Here is a 19588-nt window from a genome sequence, read left to right as displayed (position 1 = left end):
TATCGATGTTTATCAATGTTTATCAATGTTTATGGATTGTTATTTGTGGTTATTTGTGGTTATTTGTGGTTATTTTAAACTTCTCCATCTTCTTTAAGTTTTTTCATTCCTATTTCAATAGCTTTATTCATCAGTTCCATTCCTTTAATGAAGTTCTCCCCAATAGTATAATACGTAGCCTTTCCAACTCCTTCTTGTTGTAACTCCTTACTGTCAGTTAGTTTTTGTACTATCGTACGTACTTGCATTCTTGTAAGTCGCCCATCAAACAAATCGACAAAATCTTTCATTTTGGCCGTTTCAAACTTTTGTAAATGCTGCAAAATCAACATAAATGCTTGATTTTGATCCCAATCTGTTTTACTATATTTTCCTTTTTCATCTGAAAACTCGTAATAGGACTTAGAAAGAACATAATAGGTGCCACGAGTTTTGCCTTTCTTCTCGATTAGATTTCTTTTTAAAAGCTTGTGAATAACACTTTTTTCAAATGGAAATGTTTTGCTATTTTTTCTAACTTGATTAAGATGCATAACTTCTTGCACCGACAATTTTTCAGAATCACTTAGTTCTGATTGTACAGATTCAATGAAGAGAGCAAACGCTTTATCTTCTATTACAGCTGATAATTTTAAAACCACCGCAAAATCATCTGAGTTTGAGTAATCAGGTGCACTTTTACCTTCCTTTAAGGTCTGATAAAATATCTTGTCAACACCTTGTCCAGAACGCTCTACAACTCCTGTTTTTTGTAGCACATCAGTTAGTAATCTATTTCTAGGAGTACTAGGCGTTGTTAAAAGATTCTCCACAGTAACACCTAATGGCAATCTTCCAGGATTTGTGATGTCTAATCTAGACGGATACTGTTTAATCACGGTCTCGCTAGTTAACCTGTAATCTCTATGAGCAACAGCGTTATTAACGGCTTCCCTAATAACCTCGTCATTAAAATAGGGTATGTCAAAAATATATGGCCCATCTTGAACTGGAAATGTTCCGTTTCTGAGGTCTATGGTATTCCACAATCGATCTGCTTCCAAATAAAAAGGTCCTGTAAATGAAGTTCTCTTATCAAAAACAATCTTGCCTTCTTGATTTCTATACTCTAATTGAATAAGCGCTTGTGGTATATGTTTACGAATAATTTTTTCTTTGCCTAAAAGTATGATAGCTGCATTAGTCACTTTCTTCCCATCTACAAGCTCTAAATCTGATAATATCTGATGCTTATCTAATGTCAAGAACTGTGGATTTTGCTGCTTTTTTGAATACGCTTCTTTCATACGAAGGATTGCATCTTCATCTAAATCGGCAATTGTGACTCCATTACAAATCTTTTGAGAAAAATCTGGTTCTTGTTCTTGAACTATTTTTAAATACTGCGCATCAGACATAGGTTTGAGTTCTTCACCTACTCGCATTAAAGCAACATCTTCAAATTTATATACTTTACCTACTGGACGCGACGGAATTTGAAGTACCAATACTCGCTTACCGTCTTTATCAAAAAGTTCTTCAGTTACAACTCTAATTCCTGTATCGGTATAAATTTTACTTTCCAACTCACCCAATGAGCCCTTGCTTTGATTAGAACCTACAACCTCGTGAGGTAGACTTTCCTTAATGCCAAAAACTAAATAACCACCACACTCATTTGCAAAGGCAGTTACATAACCTAAAATGCAACGTCTTCTATCTTTAGGCACTAATTTAGTCCCACCATTATACGACACGCTACCACCTTTAGCCTGTTTAAACTCTACTTTATCTTCTGATTCCTTAAGGTGTAAAAGTTCTTGAATAGTCATAATTATATAAGTCTCGTTTTACCAGTAAGCAACTCCTGCATCATCCCTTGTTTGATATGCTCGTATTTCTCTTTTTTGGTGGCAAGCTCCTCCAATTCTTTATCCATATCTGAAAGAATTTGAGCGATGGCTTTTTGTTCTTTTATCGTTGATGGAAGTGGTAGTATATATAATTTTAATTGGTCCAAGTCTACTCCTGTTTGACCAGAGGAACGTTGAGAGAGTTTTTCTACAAAATCAAATAAAGTATCTTGTTTCAAAAAATGATAACCATATTCTTTATCAATTCCCTTTGGAATAGCCTTAAGTAAAGCAACATTATATGCACCTTCAATCCCTCGCAATATTTGAAAGATTGGAGGCCCATATCTACCAATCATAATGTCATTTGCAGAGCATTGTTTCTGGGCAAGGTTTAGAGGAATAAATGTTTTATAATTATCTTTTTTATAATCACGTATTTGTAGTAATCTTATATATCCTTTTTTTTCTCTAAAAACAAAAGTGCTCTTTGGAGGTTGCGAGCCTCCAGAAAAATCAAATACATCTTCAATTTTTACTACTTCCCAATCCCTAGGAATTAAACCAATCTCTGTTTCTTTATATCCTTTACCTTTTTCAAAGGTATTAAGTCTTATCCTACCAGTTAACAACTGTTGCATTGCTCCTTGTTTGATGGCTTTCTTTTTGGCGATGAGTGCGTCTAGACTGCTTATTAAATCATCTACATCACTTAATGCCGTGGCAATGGCTTTTTGTTCTGCTAGGGTTGGCGGCAGGTTTATCGGAAGGATTTTAGCAATTTTCCCAGTATAACTCTGTTGTTTAGAACCTTGGCAAAAATGAAAAGCCAAGACATCACCATACATTCTATAGAAATGATATAAATATCCTGTGTCTGCTTTACCTTCCAATGGAAATAATGCCATACAAGACTGGTTTGTGGTAGCTTCAACTCCAGTTATTGCACAGCTACCTCTAGTTCCTTTCGCTTCTAAGCCAGTAATAGCCATTAGAAATGTACCTGTTGGCAGAATCTTTAAATTAGTTTTTACAACAGCTTCTTTTGTGATTTTTTCAATAGTATCAGTTATGATGTTATAGTTCAATTCACCACTAGTTATCCAAGGAATATCACCTTTGTAATATTCGGAAATACCTCGGTAAGGAGTCATTCCACTACTAAATCCTGTTAAAACATCTTCAAATTTACAAGCAATCCACTCTGCAGGTATTTCTCCATAAAAAGTGCCCTGTAACCCTTTTTTCATTTCTAACTCCATACCAATCCCATTTTTGCTAGGTGGCTGGCTACTTTTTCTTCGGCAGTTGTGGCTTGCTCGCTAAGTTGTGGTAAGGCGTTTTCATATCGCTCTGCCAGTTCTTTTATGCGCCCAGTAAGGCGTTGTGAGATGCTGTCTATCTCGCTTTGTAAAACGGCACTTATAGATGCGAGCCATTTTTTATCTACTACTAGGGTGCGTACTTCGGCTTCGGTAAGGAGTCCGTATTGTTTTAGGGTAAGTTCGTCCAGGTCATTTTCGGCTGCCTTAATCTGTTTTTTGAGTGTGGCTTCTTTCGCGAAAGCTGTTGATAACTTAGTACCCAAATCGTAGGCTTCTTTTTCGCTTTTATCGCCTTTTATGCTTTTTAGGTACTTGGTGAGTGTGGTTTTGGTAATCGTGCCTTTATCATTAGTGGCATCGGCTAGTAATCCTTCTTCGGCAGCGTGCTCTTCGTTGTAACTCGTGATTTCGGCTTGCTTGGTTTCTAGCGTACTTATGAGATCATTTAAGGCTTGTTGCTCGTCCGCCAGATAGTTGTCTATTACCAGTTGCTTAGGGATCAAGTCACAGGTCCAGCCTTTATCTACCTCTTTGCCTTTGCTGTTTTTTTCTAGCACACGTTTGGTGGTGGCAACCCAGCCATCTTCGGCAAGTAGGTACACATCATCCTTCATCATATCGTTCCAGTAATCCATAAAATGCTGGTACATCGCATAGGGATTTACCAGTGGTTTACCGTTGTACTCGTGTAGGAGCGCTTCAGAGATGTGTTTTTCTAGTTTTTTGGGTGCGGTATGTTCATTGATACCTTGTAGGTCGTCATAGATCTTGGTCTTCCAACTATCAAAAACAAATGCCAGTTCATCACTATATGCCGTAAATTCTGGATGCTCGTAAATAGCACTTTTTATATCACTGGCAGCTACGTTTAATTGTGAGTAGCTTTCGCGAAAGCGAGAAAACAAATGAGATTTGAGCGTAGGATATACTTCCCAAAAGCGTTGCAAGCCGTCTATATCACAATCTGGAATACCACCGTTAAGATGCGCATTAAGGTCTTGAATATCTTCTGCCTCTTGGGTATCTATATAGCGTGGTATATTGAGGTTGTACTCGTTTTTTTCAATCTCATTAAAAGGGACAAAGCGCGCATACTTTTCTACCTGGGTCTGTGTGTTAAACACATCTACGATCTGGTGAATGTCTTGCTCGCGTAGTCGGTTTTTGTTTCCATCTTTTATAAAGCCCTTGCTGGCATCCATCATAAAGATGCCCTCGCGGCTGTCTGTATCTTCCTTATCAATCACGATGATACAGGCAGGGATACCGGTACCGTAAAATAAGTTGGCAGGCAAACCTATCACACCTTTAATCAGCTTGCGTTCTATAATGTTTTGTCTAATGGCAGCCTCTGCATTCCCTCTAAAGAGGACACCGTGCGGCAAAATAATAGCGCCTTTACCAGTGCTTTTAAGCGATGCGATAATGTGCAATAAAAAGGCATAATCCCCATTTTTATCTGGTGGCACGCCATAACCTCTAAAACGGTTGTACTCATCATCTAACGGTACTATGCCACTATCCCAGTTTTTAATAGAAAATGGTGGATTTGCCACCACAAAGTCAAAACGTTTTAATTTTCCGTTTTCATCTTTAAACTGTGGTGATGCAATGGTGTTTTTACCAGCGATAGACGCTTCTGGATAACCGTGCAGCCACATATTCATAATGGCAAGACCTTTGGTCGCTACGTCTTTTTCTTGACCATAAAGTGTTAAGCCATTAGGCGCTTCGCCAGCTACTTTTAATAATAGCGAACCAGAACCACAAGTTGGGTCATACGCACTATACGATGGCTTGTCTGCTTTATGTACGTCTATCACTTTAGAAAGAATACGAGATACCTCGGCAGGTGTATAAAATTGCCCTTTACTTTTACCGGATTCGGTTGCAAAATGACGCATTAAAAACTCGTAGGCATCACCTAGAACATCATCATCTTCGGCACGGTTGTTCTTAAAGTTAAGTGCTGGGTTTTCAAAAATGGCAATAAGCTTAGAAAGTAATTCTACTTTCTCTTTACCACTACCTAGTTTTTCATCATCATTAAAATCTACTATCTCTAGCGAACCTTCTAGTCCGTTTGAGGCAAATAGCGGTCGTAATATTTCTTTATTGATACGGTCACCTATGTCTGGTTGCCCTTTAAGCGCTACCATATCGTCAAAAGAAGCACCTTGTGGTACTTCTATCAAACTCATTGCATCGCCCGTATATTTATCACTCACATACTTTACAAAAAGCATAGTAAGTACGTAGTCTTTATATTGTGAGGCGTCCATACCGCCTGCGCCTCTAAGTTTATCACAGCTTTCCCAAAGGGATGAGTAGAGTTCTGATTTTTTTATTGCCATTTGTGGGTTTGTACTAATTAATTAATAATGGTCACAGTGTGTGCTGTAAAGTGCAATGAATTCCTTAAAAGAGTTTTATTTTCTTTACTGTAATTCTTTATTAAAATTACTTTGTTGGAGTATACTTACGTTTTGCTTCATCATCAACCTTAAGTTTGCTATAGGTTGCGATATAACTCCGTCAGAAAAATCGAGTATACGACCTGGTAATTTATTATCCGGTGATTTGAAGTCTATGGCTGTTTTATGGATTACTTTTTGATCAATATTTTCTATTTGATCGCGGTAAGTTTTTTTACCAATATAACTAGCTAGGTACTTAGATTTATCAACTACTGTTTTTGATTTTTCAATCAAGTCACTATGTTTATCAATTTGCGCTTTAAAGCCTTCTGTTACTTTAGATAAAAAATTTGTTGTATTTTCAGTCGCTTCAATTCCCTTTTTGAGTGTTCGTAATTTATTAACAACAGTCCCTACTTTAGCCGCTATTGCCCCAACAGGAATTATTGATGCTACAGCTAAGGCGAGAGAAAGGTTATCTTTTTGGGCCTGTCGTTTAACCCTATCTTTCTCATCAAAAATAAGTTCTTCCATTTTTATGACCACTTCTTCAGCTAGAATGAACGGTTTTGTTTCGTAATAGTCTGCTAAAACAAGTGTTGGATTTTTACTAATATATTTTTCATTTAAAACACTCAGTTCACCAATAGTTTCATAAAAAACTTGATTAACTCTCAACTCGTCAATTAATAATGAGTCTAATGCTCTTTGTTTAAAAATATCAATCTCAAATTTTGATTCATCTAAAGATAATGTACTTACTGGTTGTAATTCAATATTCACTAAAGTTTGCTCGTATCTTACAAGTTGACCTTCTATTACATTAGGTAATAAATCTTGCAACTCCTTTTTACCTTTTTCAATTATCGCCAAAGCTTCATTTTGATAAGAATTGGCAGACATAATATATTCTTTATTAGTTTCTTTGGTAGAGGCACCAACAGTTTTTAAAGAATTTAAATTAGCGTCGTCATTTTTACAACCTATAAAAGTTGAACATGCTATTAAGATATAAATTATTTTATTCATTATTCTATCGTTTTTCCTAGATTGATTAGGTTTACTACCTCTCTATCACCTACCTCTTTACTAAACTCAAAAAACACCATTTCGTCTTCTTCATAAAACTCTGGATTCACTTCTGACTGAAATATTTCTTTTTTCAATATTCCAAAATCATCAAAAATTAAATCATACATAGATTCCTCACCAATACCTGAGCTTATTCGTCTTACTCCTTTGCATTTTATTTCGCTATTTAAATATTGAAGGTCATAAATAAAATGAAAATCTTCAGTTTCGTAGAAGTATTTATAAGTCCCAAAATCATCAACCATTTCGTGGTTCTTTCTTTCCACGTCTTTAGAATCTGTAACTATACTATTTATAATTTTATAAAAATTGCCATCTAAGTTTTGTGTTTGTGGTGGATTAGATTCAAACCACTTGCGAACTGCGTTATACTCTGGATATTTATTCCCATAAAACGAGTAATAATCAGCAAGTTTTTTTCGTTCAACAGAGTCAGATTTAGCACTTCTATCTTCAAAATATTTAATCGGCTGTTTAATCAACGTACTATCTAGATAGTCAGCACTAGAACTTATAGCGTCTTTAGATTTGTTATAGGCATTTTTTGTTTCATTACAGGAACTGCAAATTATTAATAGAATTAGAATGATTGGTAACCTCATGTGATAGTTATTTTTGTTATATTATACAAGATCAAATAAAATAAAACCCTAAAACACACTTATCCAATGATATAGGAAAAAGCATGTTTTAGGGGATTGTGAAGATAAGAATTTATAGTACAAATTCATTTTCATAAAAATAAAATCCTACAGTGTATTAATCTAAATCTGGCGCGCAAGGCGAGTTATCACCATAGGGTTCTATATATTTCCAGAACGCTTTTCCTGCGCTGTTTAAATAATTCATGGAGTAGTTATACTTTGTATTAGACCCTACTCGATACAAATACTCACTACAGCCATAGGAATATTTACTCTTAAAACAAACTACGGCATAATATACCGTGCTGTAATCTATAGTGGCTTCATAAAAAGTAACCTTAGACACGGCAGTGCTCAAAGAACTGGTATAGGTAGAACCATAATAATTCTCATCTAGATAATCTATTTGTTCCTGACAGGTTTGAGAAAAAACCATGCTTGTTAAAAACAATAATGTAATGATGGTGAATAGGGTTTTCATGTGGTTTATTTAAAACAGTCTTAAGTTCTATAAAAAACAAACCTAAATCTATCTCTTATCATTCCTTTACGGTATCCCGTAACGTAGAGTTGATTTGTTATAAATATCTTTGTGCGGTTCTTATTTTAGTGGTTTTACTATTTGAGATCGATATATTTTTTTTAATTCCGCTTTCGCAAAAGCGAGATCAACAACCCACTTAACACCTATTTTATAATGAGTTTAAAGCATCTGTTCCTATTACTGTTTTTCTTATTAAGCATGCCTAACTTAGTGAGTGCACAGGAAGAGATCACTCTAGTTTCATGGAATATCAGAGATTTTGGTAAAACAAAGTCGGCTGAAGAAATAGAACAGATAGGTGATATTTTAAAGGAATATGATGTGATTGCGCTGCAAGAAGTGGTGTCTGGTTATGGCGGCTCGCAAGCGGTGGCTAGACTGGCAGATTACCTAAATAGGACGGGAAGCAAGTGGGATTATTCTATAAGTAATCCTACTAAAAGTCCTAAGTACAAAACGGAGAAGTATGCCTTTTTATGGAAAACGAGTAAGGTGAAAGTTATAGAAAAGGCAAAACTAATTACTGACCTAGATGAATGTGTTTATAGAGAACCGTATCAAGTAAAATTGGAGTCTAAGAAGGGCTCGAAGGGTTCTTTTACTTTGCTTAATTATCACTCTAGAAAACATAGTGAGCAACCTGAAATAGAGGTGAGTTGTATAAACGATTATATGATAAATCATAAGGACGAGAATATAATCCTTGCTGGTGATTTTAATTTAACGATAGATCACAATGTATTTGATAAAATAAAGAACGATTCTTATAAAGCATGTTTAAATGGAAATAGAACGACCTTAAAACGATTGTGTAAAGACGGTAATTATTTGAATCATGCTATAGATAATATTATCTACAACGCTGCAAAAAATGAGTTGATGGATTGCGGTACGATAGACTTTGTCAAAGAGTGTGGTCAACTAGAATCCATGAGAATGCTGTCTGATCATTTACCGGTTTATATGAGGTTTAAAAGCAATTGAATTATCCAAATCGTATACCTATAAAAAACTCATTTCTTATCGGTAAATAGAAACATGATTATTTAAATAACTAATGGTCACTCTATATCGTAAGAATCTCTACAAGAACACAATTGATTACATGATGTATTAATAATACAATCTAAAATCGAGCAATTTACTAAGCTGATGATGTTTATAGAACAGACGTTCTACGACTTGTTTTAAATCGTCGTTTTCATAGAATAGACTGAAGAATACACGGTCGATGGTAAAGGCGCTAGTCATGTGAGGTGAAGGAACTCCATAACCAGAAATGGCGCGAGCACCTGTAACGTCTAGAAAATACTGAGATTCATCTGCAGTGAGATCGAGTACTTTTTTATTTGCTATATGAATCAGCTTTCCTTCCATTTTACCTTCAAAAAGCTCTGCTATTTCTTCTATGCTGTAGTAATAACCGTTTATTAATATATTGTTAGCTTCTCCTGGTAGGACCAGATAAATGATCTCGTAATCTTTAAAATTATGATCTTCATGAAGCAAGTGATTGATACTTTCTTCTAGATCTTCTATGGTATCGCAGGCCTTATAAATACTATTGATATTTTGATTTAACGTCATATCTTCTAGAATGGTAAGCACCTCTGTCGTCTCAGTCAAAGTAGCGTCTGGAACGACCTCTAGACAATAAATGAAATTTTCTATATCGGTTATGGGTACTTCTAATTCATTCATGGTCTGGGATTCTTTTTTTACTATACAGCTTCTTTAAGTCGACTATGCCTTCATAGCCTTGCAAATTATTGCTTTTTATTTTTAGAATACAAAATGATGTGCATGTTCTTCTAATCACTGTTTCCATTTATCTTTTACTAATTCATAAATATGTATGAAAATTTATCAAAGTAGAAACATCGGTTTTTACCTCACTTTTTTAAATCAATCGTTTCAAAACCGATTTAGTTATCATTTGTTTTAAAACTAAAGAACAATAGTATTAATGTGTCGCATGAAGTAAGTAGTCTCAAATAAAGCTAGACAGATTTAAAAGGTTTTATCTAATATTGAATTGATATACAAAGAAGTATTGCGTCTAAGGGTGATCTTAATGTGATAAATTTTGAGTAAATTTTACCTTTCTTAAAAAGCAACCAACCTCGTTATGATTACTATAAGTTTATACCGAACATACCTATATTCCGTATTTATGGTTATGATAAGACATTTGAATTTTTATTCAAGATCAGGCTCCTATATGCTTAGTTTAAAATATAATTTGAAAAACTTTATATAATGGAGCATTGGTATCTACCCATAACTATCATACCAGGAATAGGTCTTTTGATTCTATCGACATCTAATTTAATGGTCGCGCTTAGTGATGAGTTGGACAAATTAATAACTAATTGTAAGGACGATAATTTAATAAGTCGCAAACTGAGACAGTTAAAATTATTGAATAGAGCTATGATTTACTTTTATATAGCGGTCTTCTTATTACTCATTTCAGGAGTGATTGCTGGTATAAATCAAAGCTATAAAATAGCAACCTATTTAGGAGTTTGTGCGATTGCTGTAGCAACGTTTGGGCTTGTATCATTGATTATATATTCAACTAGATCTGTGAATATTCATCAAAATCAATTTAAAAATAGATCTAATTAAATCAACTTAATTATGGATAATAAAAAGTGGTATAAAGTTTTAGATAATAGAAATACCTTGCCGGAAGGACGTGTACAAACCGTAACTGCTGGTCATCAAGGTATTTGTTTAACACATTATGATGGTAAATTTTCAGCGCTAGATAACGCCTGTCCACATCAAGGCGGTCCTCTAGGAGAAGGTTCTATAGAAAACGGTATGCTGCGATGTCCGTGGCACGGTTGGGATTTTGACCCTTGCAATGGTCAGTCGCCAGGTGGTCATGATGATAGTATTATCACCTTTGAAGTAAAAGAAGAAGGCGACGCCATTTATGTTGCCATACCAGAAGAAGAGTCTCACAAAGACACGATATCTGACGTGATGATAGAAACCATGGTAAACTGGGGCATAGACACCGTTTTTGGAATGGTAGGACATAGTAATCTTGCTGTGGCAGATGCTATGCGCCGACAAGAAGAGAAAGGAAAACTACAGTTTTTTGGGATAAGACATGAAGGCGCCGCAGCGTTTGCAGCATCTGGTTATGCAAAATTAACTGGAAAACCTGCTGCATGTTTTGGGATAGCTGGTCCTGGTGCAACCAATATGTTTACAGGAATGTGGGATGCCAAAGTAGATCGAGCACCTATGCTAGCCCTTTCTGGACAAGTAAATACACAAGTAGTAGGAACAGGAGCTTTTCAAGAAGTGGATCTCGTTAAGGCTTTTGACAGCGTTACACAATTTAATCATGCGGTTCATTTAAACTCTAATCATAGTGAGTTAATGTCTCAAGCTGTAAAAACTGCGTTGATCAAAAGAGATGTGGTGCACTTAACCTTTCCTGATGAAGTAGCCTTTACTGAAAAGCCAGAACATGCCGTAGCGCAAACACCAGAAAATAGAATTACCCCTTTTAATATATCGCCTCCCAAGGAAATGGTAGAAAAGGCGGTTAACTTACTTAAGAAAGCAAAAAGACCTGTAATTATAGTAGGCCATGGAGCACGTTTTGAGATGGATGCTATTACCGCTTTCGCGAAAGCGTTAAACTGTCCAGTCATAACCACGTTTAAAGCAAAAGGATTAATAGCAGACAGTCATCCATTAGGTTGTGGTGTGCTAGGAAGAAGCGGTACTCCTATCGCATCTTGGTTTATGAATGAATGTGATCTAATGCTCGTGTTAGGCGCATCGTTCTCTAACCATACTGGAATAACACCTAAGAAACCTATTATCCAGGTAGATTACGATCCTATGGCATTGAGTAAACACCATAAGGTAGATGTGGCATTATGGGGAGAGATTTCTGAAACGCTTCATATTATTACTACTCAAACTAAAGATAAAACCGCTGCCATAGATCAGACCGAAGAAATTAAAGAACGATGGAAACTGTGGAGAGAAGAAAAAGAAAGTCGCTTAAAGGACTGTGGTAATGGGTTGAGCTCTATTTCTGTATTTAACGCAATGAATAAAGTTACTCCAGATAACGCTGTTATAGCGGTAGATGTAGGGAACAACACCTACTCTTTTGGAAGGTATTTTGAACCGACAAATCAAGCCGTATTAATGTCTGGATATTTAGGCTCTATAGGTTTTGCTTTACCAGCAGCTATGGGAGCATGGGCTGCCCAAGGTGATAAAAGACCTATATGGTCTGTGTCCGGTGATGCTGGTCTAGGACAGTACCTAGCCGAAATAAATACACTAGTCAAGTACAATATGAATATTAAACACGTCGTGCTTAATAATTCTGAACTAGGAAAAATATCTAAAGAACAACGTGCTGCCGAGGTAGATGTATGGCAAACATCGCTCTCTAACCCAAGCTTTGCAAAGTATGCAGAGAATTGCGGCGCTCTAGGAATACGTGTAGAAAAGTTAGAAGATCTAGTTCCAGCAATGGAAAAACTACGTGATCATGATGGTCCTGCACTACTAGAAATTATTACAGATGTAAATTTGATTTAAATCTTTGATAAAATGGCAACTACGAGAGTTGTTGCCATTTTTAAATAAATTTTAAAAATTACGACAGCATCTAAAGTTTTAAAAGTTGCTACGTTAATTAAAGAAAGAATAAAATAATTATGATTAAGAAGATGAAATTGAGTTTCGGCTTTATATTATTACTATGTTTTAGTACCGCTCTAAATGCACAAGATTTATCAAGCCTTTTTGGGCAACTAGATGAATCTGTAGTAACAATAGAGGTTGTTGAATATAAGGTACAAAATCAGCAAGTAACTAGTTCAGGTGGTTTAGGATCTGGTGTTATTATAAGTAAGGAAGGTTTAATTCTTACGGCTGCACACGTGGTGGAGTCTGCAAACGAGATCTCTGTTAAACTTCAAAATGGAATAGCCTTCTCGGCAGATGTGATATCCAGCTCTAAAGCCGCAGATGTAGCTTTACTTAAACTAAGAACGATTCCTACTGGTTTACAACCTGCTGTAATAGGAGATTCTAATAAATCAAAGGTAGGAGAACAAATACTTGTTATAGGTGCACCTCGTGGACTTGAGCATTCTTTATCTGTAGGTCACATAAGTAGAAAAGTCGATAAAAACATGATAGCAAATGGAGAAATGGCTGGATTTATACAGACAGATGCTTCTATAAATCAAGGTAACTCTGGCGGGCCTATGTTTAATGTAAAAGGTGAAGTTATAGGTGTGGTAAGCTTTATTCTTACTAATAGTGGTGGCTTTGAAGGTCTAGGGTTTGCCGTAGATACAAATACGATCAAAAAAGTACTGTTTGATGTAAATAGTTTTTGGACTGGTTTTGATGGATTATTTTTAAACGAAGGACTAGCAGGCATATTTAATACTCCACAGAAATCTGGTGTATTGATACAACGTGTTCTTCCTAATTCATTTGCTGACAAAATAGGATTGAAACCAGGTGTTATACAAGCTGAAATTTTAGGTCAAAAACTATGGTTAGGTGGTGATATTATTTTGAGTATTCAAGGTTTAAGTTGCAACAGTCCTCATGATCTAGGTTCTATTAAAAAACAAATAGAAAGTCTCAATGAAGGTGATAAAGTACTTATTAAAGTTTTGAGAAAAGGAAAAGTACTGACTCTAGAAGCTAACTTTTAGTAGTCTTATGAAATTACTATCTATAATTAACTGGAACACGATAACGAGCAACAAGTATTTGATTGCTCTAGTTGCTGCATTCAACTTTTTATTGACTCCTATTCATGTAGCAATAAGTAGCCTTACACCTGGTTATGTTATAGTAATTAATTATACATTAGTCATATTGAGCAGTTCATTACTGGCCTCTAAAAAAAGTGCTAAATTAGTTACCTATGTGATAGGTATATTAACTTTACTAGCTATATGGTTAGAACTATCTAACCAGAATTCTGATCCTATATTAATATATAGATTAACGACTTCACTCCTACTTTTTTCTTGTTTTGGTGTTATATTAATCAGACAGCTATTAAAAATAAAGAAGGTAAACCTACAGTTTATCTTAGGGCCATTATTGGGGTTTCTTTATCTGGGAATAATAGGAGGTATTTTTTTTGAATCCATACATTTAATAGATCCTAATTCATTTGAATTAATAAAGGGGTACTCTGGTTTTAGTTTTTACTATTTTAGTTTCATCAGTATAACAACAGTAGGTTATGGTGATATTACTCCAATTAGTGCACCTGCACAATCGCTTACCTTAGTGATGAATATTATAGGTCAGTTTTATCTCGCTATAGTGATAGCCGTATTTGTAGGGAAATATATTAATACTAAATAAAAATAAAATGTTCGAGTCATTCAGTATCGTATTTACTATTGCAGCATTTTTTAGCTACATTAATTATAAGTGGTTAAAATTACCTACTACCATAGGTTTAATGATTTTAAGCTTGCTACTCATTATACCTATCACTTTAAGTAAGTCTATCTTTCCTGAGTTTTATAAATTCTTTTGTGACATCATTGTTAATGCAGATTTTAAAACACTTTTATTAGATGGTATATTGAGTTTCTTATTATTTGCAGGAGCGCTGCATGTTAACCTTGCCGCACTAGCCAAAGAAAAGAAATCAATCATCTTATTTGCAACTCTAGGAGTTCTTATATCTACCGTTATAGTAGGTACTTTAACTTATTTTGCAGCACAACTATTTGATTTAGATTTACCTTTTATACATGCACTTCTTTTTGGAGCTTTAATATCACCTACTGATCCTATCGCTGTTATGGCTATTTTAAAGAAAGCTAATATTGCCGAAAGTCTAGGAATTAAAATAGAAGGAGAGTCGCTTTTTAATGATGGTATAGGCGTGGTTGTTTTCTCAGGAATACTCATAATAGCATCTGTTACTGGAGAATTTAATAGTACCGAAATAGGAACTGAAATAGGCATTCTATTTTTAGAAGAAGCTGTAGGCGGCATACTTTATGGATTATTGATAGGTTTTATAGGCTTAAAATGTATGCAGTCCTTAAATGATAACCCACAACTTGCCGTAATGATGAGTCTTGCTGTAGTAATGGGTGGAACAGCAGGAGCCTTCTTAATGCATACCTCTGCTCCACTAGCTATGGTAGTCGCAGGATTATTAATCGGTAACAAAATCCATGTTAGTGAAAATAAAAGTGAAGTACAAATAGCTATCAATTCATTTTGGGCCATCCTAGACGACGTTTTTAACGGTATTCTATTTGTACTAATAGGTCTTGCCATTCACTTATTAGATTTTACTAGCAGTTATGTCTACCTAGGTGTAATAACAATTATCATTGTGTTGTTAGCAAGATTTATTTCTGTATTCTTACCTTATTCTTTACTTAAACATGAAGAAGATAAACCTATTAAAACCATTGCTATATTGACCTGGGGTGGTTTACGTGGTGGTATTTCTATAGCACTAGCATTAAGTTTAAGTGATGAGTATTCTGGGAACCTTATTTTGCATATTACCTATATTATCGTCATTTTTTCAATTATAATACAAGGATTAAGTATAGGTACCGTTGCTCAAAAATTATATAAGAAGGGATAGAAGGAAATTCACGTACTATAATTAACGAGGTTGTGGAGGTAAAAACATCTGGAATTTTCCTATTTACTAAATACAAGGTTATAGTTTCTGGTCAAGTAATTGAATTTACCGAATAATACAGACCACCCAATTCATTTATAAAAGCACCCAATCAATGGGTGCTTTTTTATTTCCTTTTTATTCTACACAAATATGTGTATCAATCATGTAGCCTGAAATAGGTTTAAGGGTTTTACCTGTCTCTGGATGCAGCCCTAAATCTGTAAAGTACTCTAACTGTTTATCACCATTCTTTCCATACCAGACTAGAACGCTACCATCTGGATGAAAGAAATCGGTGAGGCAGGTTACTTTTATTTTCCTGAATGATAAAATGCGATCTTCTTTATATAATTTTAATTGTTTTATGTCATATTTCTTGGCGTCAAAATCCACTTCAGTATAGCGGTCTTCTTTCCAGACCATCCATCGCTGTCTGGTCGTATAATTATATAGCCAGAATAAAAGAATACACATTACACCTATCAAAACGTAAAATCTATAGTTTCTTAAAATAGACTTTTTAGGCAATTTCTCTACAGCCGATTTTACTACAGTAGATTCTATTATAATAGGTCCATCCACTTCTAGTGTATCATTTCTATTTACAAAATCCTGATAATTTTCATATCCTAAATAATGACATAAACCTGTAATAACATCCACTTGTTTGATTCTTATATCTCCTGCGTCGTGCTCTAGTTTTTGTGCTGCACTTCTATAATCTCTCAGGCTACGTTCACCTAAATTAAAGTCCATCTTTTCGTCTAAATAGCTAGATATTTCTGTCGCTTTTTCAGTAAGAGAAGGCTTAATTATACCTTTATTTTTGATTTCTTGTTCCGCTTTCGCGAAAGCGTGCATTATTAAAATTTTATTCATACTACTGATTAACAGATTATTAAATCAAGGAAAGTTATTGGAAAAAGATTTCCTGAATATTTCCAAACAGCTTCCCACGCTCTTCCTATGGGACAGAAACAATAGACTTTTATTTGTCCCAGAATTAATGACCGCCTTACTCGCAATAGGGCTTGCGATAATCAATTCTAACATGGAGTTGCCAGGTAATTGAGATGACCATTTGGGAAGTAATTATCTCTTTTACTCGTGCCAGTTCCTACTTCCCTAAGAAGAACAAACTCTTCTAAATAAAGCAAGTGTTGCTATAAAAAATATTCTGAGAAAATCTCGGACAGCCACACCTATGCCCAATTTTAAACACTCCAAATATGAAAAAATTATTATTAATAGTCCTTACGGTATCCCTCAATCTGGCATTATTTTCTTGTACTCCAGATAAAATTATAGAAGAAACTACAGAGGTACAAGCCTGTTGTGATGACGAAGGAACTATAGAGTTACCACCGCCACCACCACCAGCAGATGAGTCTGAAGATTAATCGCTAGTTGTAAAATTTGTTATTACATTAGAGGAATGAAACTAACCTTTACTTCATTCCTCTTTTTATTTTTCACCTATCTCATAACAAACTCGTTACATGCACAGAGTACAGATTCTACACAATACTATGTGAGACTAATTAAGAATCCTAAACAGAGTAACGATCTTGCTAGGGCTTATAAATATTTTTCTAAACAAAAAATTAAACATTATAAGGCTGGATTATTTCTAAAAGAAATATACGACAATCAAAATCTTGCTGAAATTCAAAAAGAACTAGGTTTAATCTATGAGAGTGAACGGTTAAATGTAGAAACCTTAAGATTGATAGATCGATTAGAAAAAAAGACGCCCTGGACGGACCATTGTTATTTAAAAACTATTAATGAGTTAGGAATACTCTATAGAGAAAAGAAGGATTATACAGAGGCTTTATCTTTTTATGACGAGGCATTAAATAAGGTTAAACTACCTAAAAATATTTCTACTCTCTTAAATAATAAAGGACGCACTTATGAATCTCTAGAACAACTGGAAAAGGCAAAAGGTTTTTATGAAAAGGCTTATGATATAGCCATAGAGGTTAATGATTCTAGCAAAATAGCAAGATCACTAAGTAATCTAAGTTATGTAAAATCAAAATTAAATATTCCTGGTGCCGAAGAGGGATTACTAGAGGCACTTAATATAAGGCGTAAAGGGAAAAACAGTAACGCATTAGGTTCTAGTTATACGCATTTAACTAAATATTATTTGAGTAAAAAAGATACCTTGAATATGTCCAAATATTCAGATCTTTTTTTAAACATGGCTTATAAAAATGGAGCTATACGACAGTTAGAAAGTGCTTTACGTTTAAAAATACAAATAGGAGACTCTAATAATGCAAAAGAATATTTGCGTTTAAGCGATAGCCTAATTACCATAAACAAGACAAAACTCAACAATTTTAATCACTACGTTTATCAATACAATAAGAAAGAGAAAGATCTACAAGACAGTAAATTAAAAAATGAGAGATTGATCTATCTCTTATTATTTATAGCATTAGGAGCTGTTTCTATCTATTTTATCTTAAAGTATAAACACAGGAAGGAAAAATTCCAAGAAATATATAATACAGAAACACGCATCTCGAGAAAAATCCATGATGAAGTTGCAAATGATGTTTACCATGTAATGACCCAATTACAAGATTCTCCAGAAACTAACAAAACTTTACTAGACCATTTAGAAGATATTTATAAGCGTACTAGAGATATTTCTAGAGAGAATAGCTCTATAGATCTTAATATTAACTTTAAAGATTTAATAAGCGATCTTTTATTAAGTTATAAAACTGAGAGGATTAATGTCCTATCCATGGGAATACAACAAATTAACTGGCAACACTTAAATAATTTACAAAAGTCTACTATTTATAGGGTATTACAAGAATTACTGACCAATACAAATAAACATAGTCAGGCCTCTATTATTGTGATAAACTTCAGCTATACTGGTAAATCTATTGTTATTAATTATAAGGATAATGGTATAGGAACAGAATTAATTAAAGGAAATGGATTGCAGAATACGGAAAACCGTATTCATTCCATAAATGGATCTATTACTTTTGAATCTGAAACAGAAAAAGGGTTCAAAGCAATAATAACTATTTAGAATATGTTTAAGAAAGTATTAATTTCAGATGACTTTGGTAGTATCAATAAAGGTGTCCTGACAGTTTTAAATCAGGCAGGTATTAAAAATGTAAAACAAGTGCAATACTGTGACGATGCTTATCTAGAAATAAAAAGTGCTATCAAGAATAATGTTCCTTATGATTTATTTATAACAGATCTTAATTTTAAAACAGACCATCGTGCTCAAAAATACGGCTCTGGAGAGGCTATTACAGAGCAATTAAGAAAAGAATACCCTACTCTGAAGATGATTACTTACTCTGTTGAAGACCGATTACAAAAGGTACGTCACCTTATCAATAATATAGAAGTTAATGCATTTGTATGTAAGGGTAGAAATGGATTGCTAGATTTATCAAAAGCTATCGATAGTGTTTATAAAAACGAGCTTTTCTTATCTGATCAGGTTAAGCAAGCATTACATTCTAGAAACGAACTAGAAATAGTGGACTATGATATTCACCTGCTTACACAACTATCTCTAGGACATTCTAAAGACGCTATAAGTAATTATTTTAAGGAGAATGGAATAGCTCCTAATAGTCTTAGCTCAATAGAAAAAAGACAAGGTAAATTACTTATTCAATTTAGAGCTAGCAATGCTATACACTTGATAAGTATTGTTAAAGATCTAGGTTTGATATAATATCACACCTAGTGTCTTTCTTAAATAAATTAGAAATGATTGAAACGAAATCAATTCAATGAAGTCGTACTAAGTATTTAAATTAAAGATAATTTATTTTTAATCAGGAATATTACTTACAAAGTGTTTAAAATAAACTTGATAGTAGAGTTTTTTCTGATAGGACTTACTACCAGAAGATCGTTTTTTCTTAATTTTTTCTACACCTATGTAAGTTGCTATGGCAATAGCAAATAGTATAGCAATAATTAAAATTAAATACGCATCCATATAAAAGTAAACTGGCAGATCTAAAAAACTCTAAAGTTGTAGAT

Annotated in this window: 19 protein-coding genes; 10 read left to right on the top strand and 9 right to left on the bottom strand. The window is 34.3% G+C overall.

Translation table 11 applies throughout. The annotated features are described in order from the left end of the window. Positions 1 to 74: 74 nt before the first annotated feature. The 6 genes from ACJJVN_RS06275 to ACJJVN_RS06250 all read right to left on the bottom strand — a co-directional run bounded on the left by ACJJVN_RS06275 (position 75) and on the right by ACJJVN_RS06250 (position 7791). Positions 75 to 1811, bottom strand: coding sequence for an ATP-binding protein (locus ACJJVN_RS06275; RefSeq protein ID WP_405377498.1), 1737 nt, complete (start codon positions 1809 to 1811; stop codon positions 75 to 77). A gap of 2 nt (positions 1812 to 1813) precedes the next feature. Continuing rightward, positions 1814 to 3094 (bottom strand): restriction endonuclease subunit S, encoded by a 1281-nt coding sequence (locus ACJJVN_RS06270; RefSeq protein WP_405377497.1) that lies wholly within the window; start codon positions 3092 to 3094, stop codon positions 1814 to 1816. Then, positions 3085 to 5511: a type I restriction-modification system subunit M gene (locus ACJJVN_RS06265; protein WP_405377496.1), complete on the bottom strand. Its 2427-nt coding sequence runs from the start codon at positions 5509 to 5511 to the stop codon at positions 3085 to 3087. Before ACJJVN_RS06265 ends, ACJJVN_RS06270 begins: the two co-directional genes overlap by 10 nt. Before the next feature lie 84 nt (positions 5512 to 5595). Continuing rightward, positions 5596 to 6603 carry a hypothetical protein gene (locus ACJJVN_RS06260; protein WP_405377495.1) on the bottom strand — a complete coding sequence of 336 codons (1008 nt, stop codon included), beginning with the start codon at positions 6601 to 6603 and terminating at the stop codon, positions 5596 to 5598. Next, complete coding sequence (locus ACJJVN_RS06255) at positions 6603 to 7268, bottom strand: hypothetical protein (RefSeq protein WP_405377494.1); 666 nt, start codon at positions 7266 to 7268, stop codon at positions 6603 to 6605. The genes ACJJVN_RS06260 and ACJJVN_RS06255 overlap by 1 nt, the downstream gene beginning before the upstream one ends. Positions 7269 to 7425: 157 nt before the next feature. Then, positions 7426 to 7791, bottom strand: a complete 366-nt coding sequence (locus tag ACJJVN_RS06250) for a hypothetical protein (protein ID WP_405377493.1) — start codon at positions 7789 to 7791, stop codon at positions 7426 to 7428. A gap of 216 nt (positions 7792 to 8007) precedes the next feature. Between ACJJVN_RS06250 and ACJJVN_RS06245 the strand changes: the two genes are divergently transcribed. Beyond that, complete coding sequence (locus ACJJVN_RS06245; protein WP_405377492.1) at positions 8008 to 8838, top strand: endonuclease/exonuclease/phosphatase family protein; 831 nt, start codon at positions 8008 to 8010, stop codon at positions 8836 to 8838. A gap of 129 nt (positions 8839 to 8967) precedes the next feature. On the opposite strand, the gene ACJJVN_RS06240 is transcribed toward ACJJVN_RS06245, so the two are convergent. Beyond that, positions 8968 to 9555 (bottom strand): DUF6642 family protein, encoded by a 588-nt coding sequence (locus ACJJVN_RS06240; protein WP_405377491.1) that lies wholly within the window; start codon positions 9553 to 9555, stop codon positions 8968 to 8970. A 558-nt stretch (positions 9556 to 10113) separates the two neighbouring features. On the opposite strand from ACJJVN_RS06240, the gene ACJJVN_RS06235 reads away from it, so the two are divergent. From ACJJVN_RS06235 to ACJJVN_RS06210, 6 genes are all read left to right on the top strand, one after another. Continuing rightward, a complete protein-coding gene (locus tag ACJJVN_RS06235; protein ID WP_042246560.1) occupies positions 10114 to 10485 on the top strand; it encodes a DUF2721 domain-containing protein in 372 nt (123 codons plus the stop codon). Positions 10486 to 10497: 12 nt separating this feature from the next. After that, complete coding sequence (locus ACJJVN_RS06230) at positions 10498 to 12441, top strand: thiamine pyrophosphate-binding protein (protein ID WP_405369322.1); 1944 nt, start codon at positions 10498 to 10500, stop codon at positions 12439 to 12441. 119 nt (positions 12442 to 12560) lie between these two features. Beyond that, positions 12561 to 13577 (top strand): S1C family serine protease, encoded by a 1017-nt coding sequence (locus ACJJVN_RS06225; RefSeq protein ID WP_405377490.1) that lies wholly within the window; start codon positions 12561 to 12563, stop codon positions 13575 to 13577. A gap of 7 nt (positions 13578 to 13584) precedes the next feature. Beyond that, positions 13585 to 14244: an ion channel gene (locus ACJJVN_RS06220; RefSeq protein WP_405377489.1), complete on the top strand. Its 660-nt coding sequence runs from the start codon at positions 13585 to 13587 to the stop codon at positions 14242 to 14244. Between the two features lie 7 nt (positions 14245 to 14251). After that, positions 14252 to 15499, top strand: coding sequence for a cation:proton antiporter (locus ACJJVN_RS06215; protein ID WP_405377488.1), 1248 nt, complete (start codon positions 14252 to 14254; stop codon positions 15497 to 15499). A gap of 32 nt (positions 15500 to 15531) precedes the next feature. After that, a complete protein-coding gene (locus tag ACJJVN_RS06210; protein ID WP_317044692.1) occupies positions 15532 to 15615 on the top strand; it encodes a hypothetical protein in 84 nt (27 codons plus the stop codon). A 61-nt stretch (positions 15616 to 15676) separates the two neighbouring features. On the opposite strand, the gene ACJJVN_RS06205 is transcribed toward ACJJVN_RS06210, so the two are convergent. Continuing rightward, on the bottom strand, positions 15677 to 16420 hold the full coding sequence (locus ACJJVN_RS06205) for a hypothetical protein (RefSeq protein ID WP_405377487.1): 744 nt from the start codon (positions 16418 to 16420) through the stop codon (positions 15677 to 15679). Positions 16421 to 16770: 350 nt separating this feature from the next. Between ACJJVN_RS06205 and ACJJVN_RS06200 the strand changes: the two genes are divergently transcribed. From ACJJVN_RS06200 to ACJJVN_RS06190, 3 genes are read left to right on the top strand one after another with little or no spacing between them, the layout of a single operon-like run. Next, complete coding sequence (locus tag ACJJVN_RS06200; protein WP_170034558.1) at positions 16771 to 16941, top strand: hypothetical protein; 171 nt, start codon at positions 16771 to 16773, stop codon at positions 16939 to 16941. A gap of 35 nt (positions 16942 to 16976) precedes the next feature. Then, positions 16977 to 18605: a tetratricopeptide repeat-containing sensor histidine kinase gene (locus ACJJVN_RS06195; RefSeq protein WP_104515234.1), complete on the top strand. Its 1629-nt coding sequence runs from the start codon at positions 16977 to 16979 to the stop codon at positions 18603 to 18605. 3 nt (positions 18606 to 18608) lie between these two features. Further along, a complete protein-coding gene (locus ACJJVN_RS06190; RefSeq protein WP_405377486.1) occupies positions 18609 to 19274 on the top strand; it encodes a response regulator in 666 nt (221 codons plus the stop codon). Between the two features lie 99 nt (positions 19275 to 19373). Here ACJJVN_RS06190 and ACJJVN_RS06185 read toward each other — a convergent pair whose 3' ends face one another. Next, positions 19374 to 19544 carry a hypothetical protein gene (locus ACJJVN_RS06185; RefSeq protein ID WP_405377485.1) on the bottom strand — a complete coding sequence of 57 codons (171 nt, stop codon included), beginning with the start codon at positions 19542 to 19544 and terminating at the stop codon, positions 19374 to 19376. Positions 19545 to 19588 lie beyond the last annotated feature (44 nt).

This window comes from Nonlabens sp. Asnod3-A02 (assembly GCF_045063755.1).
Classification (GTDB): domain Bacteria; phylum Bacteroidota; class Bacteroidia; order Flavobacteriales; family Flavobacteriaceae; genus Nonlabens; species Nonlabens xylanidelens.
Note: the sequence above shows the minus strand (reverse complement) of the source record. Positions and strands in the feature narration are given on the sequence as shown.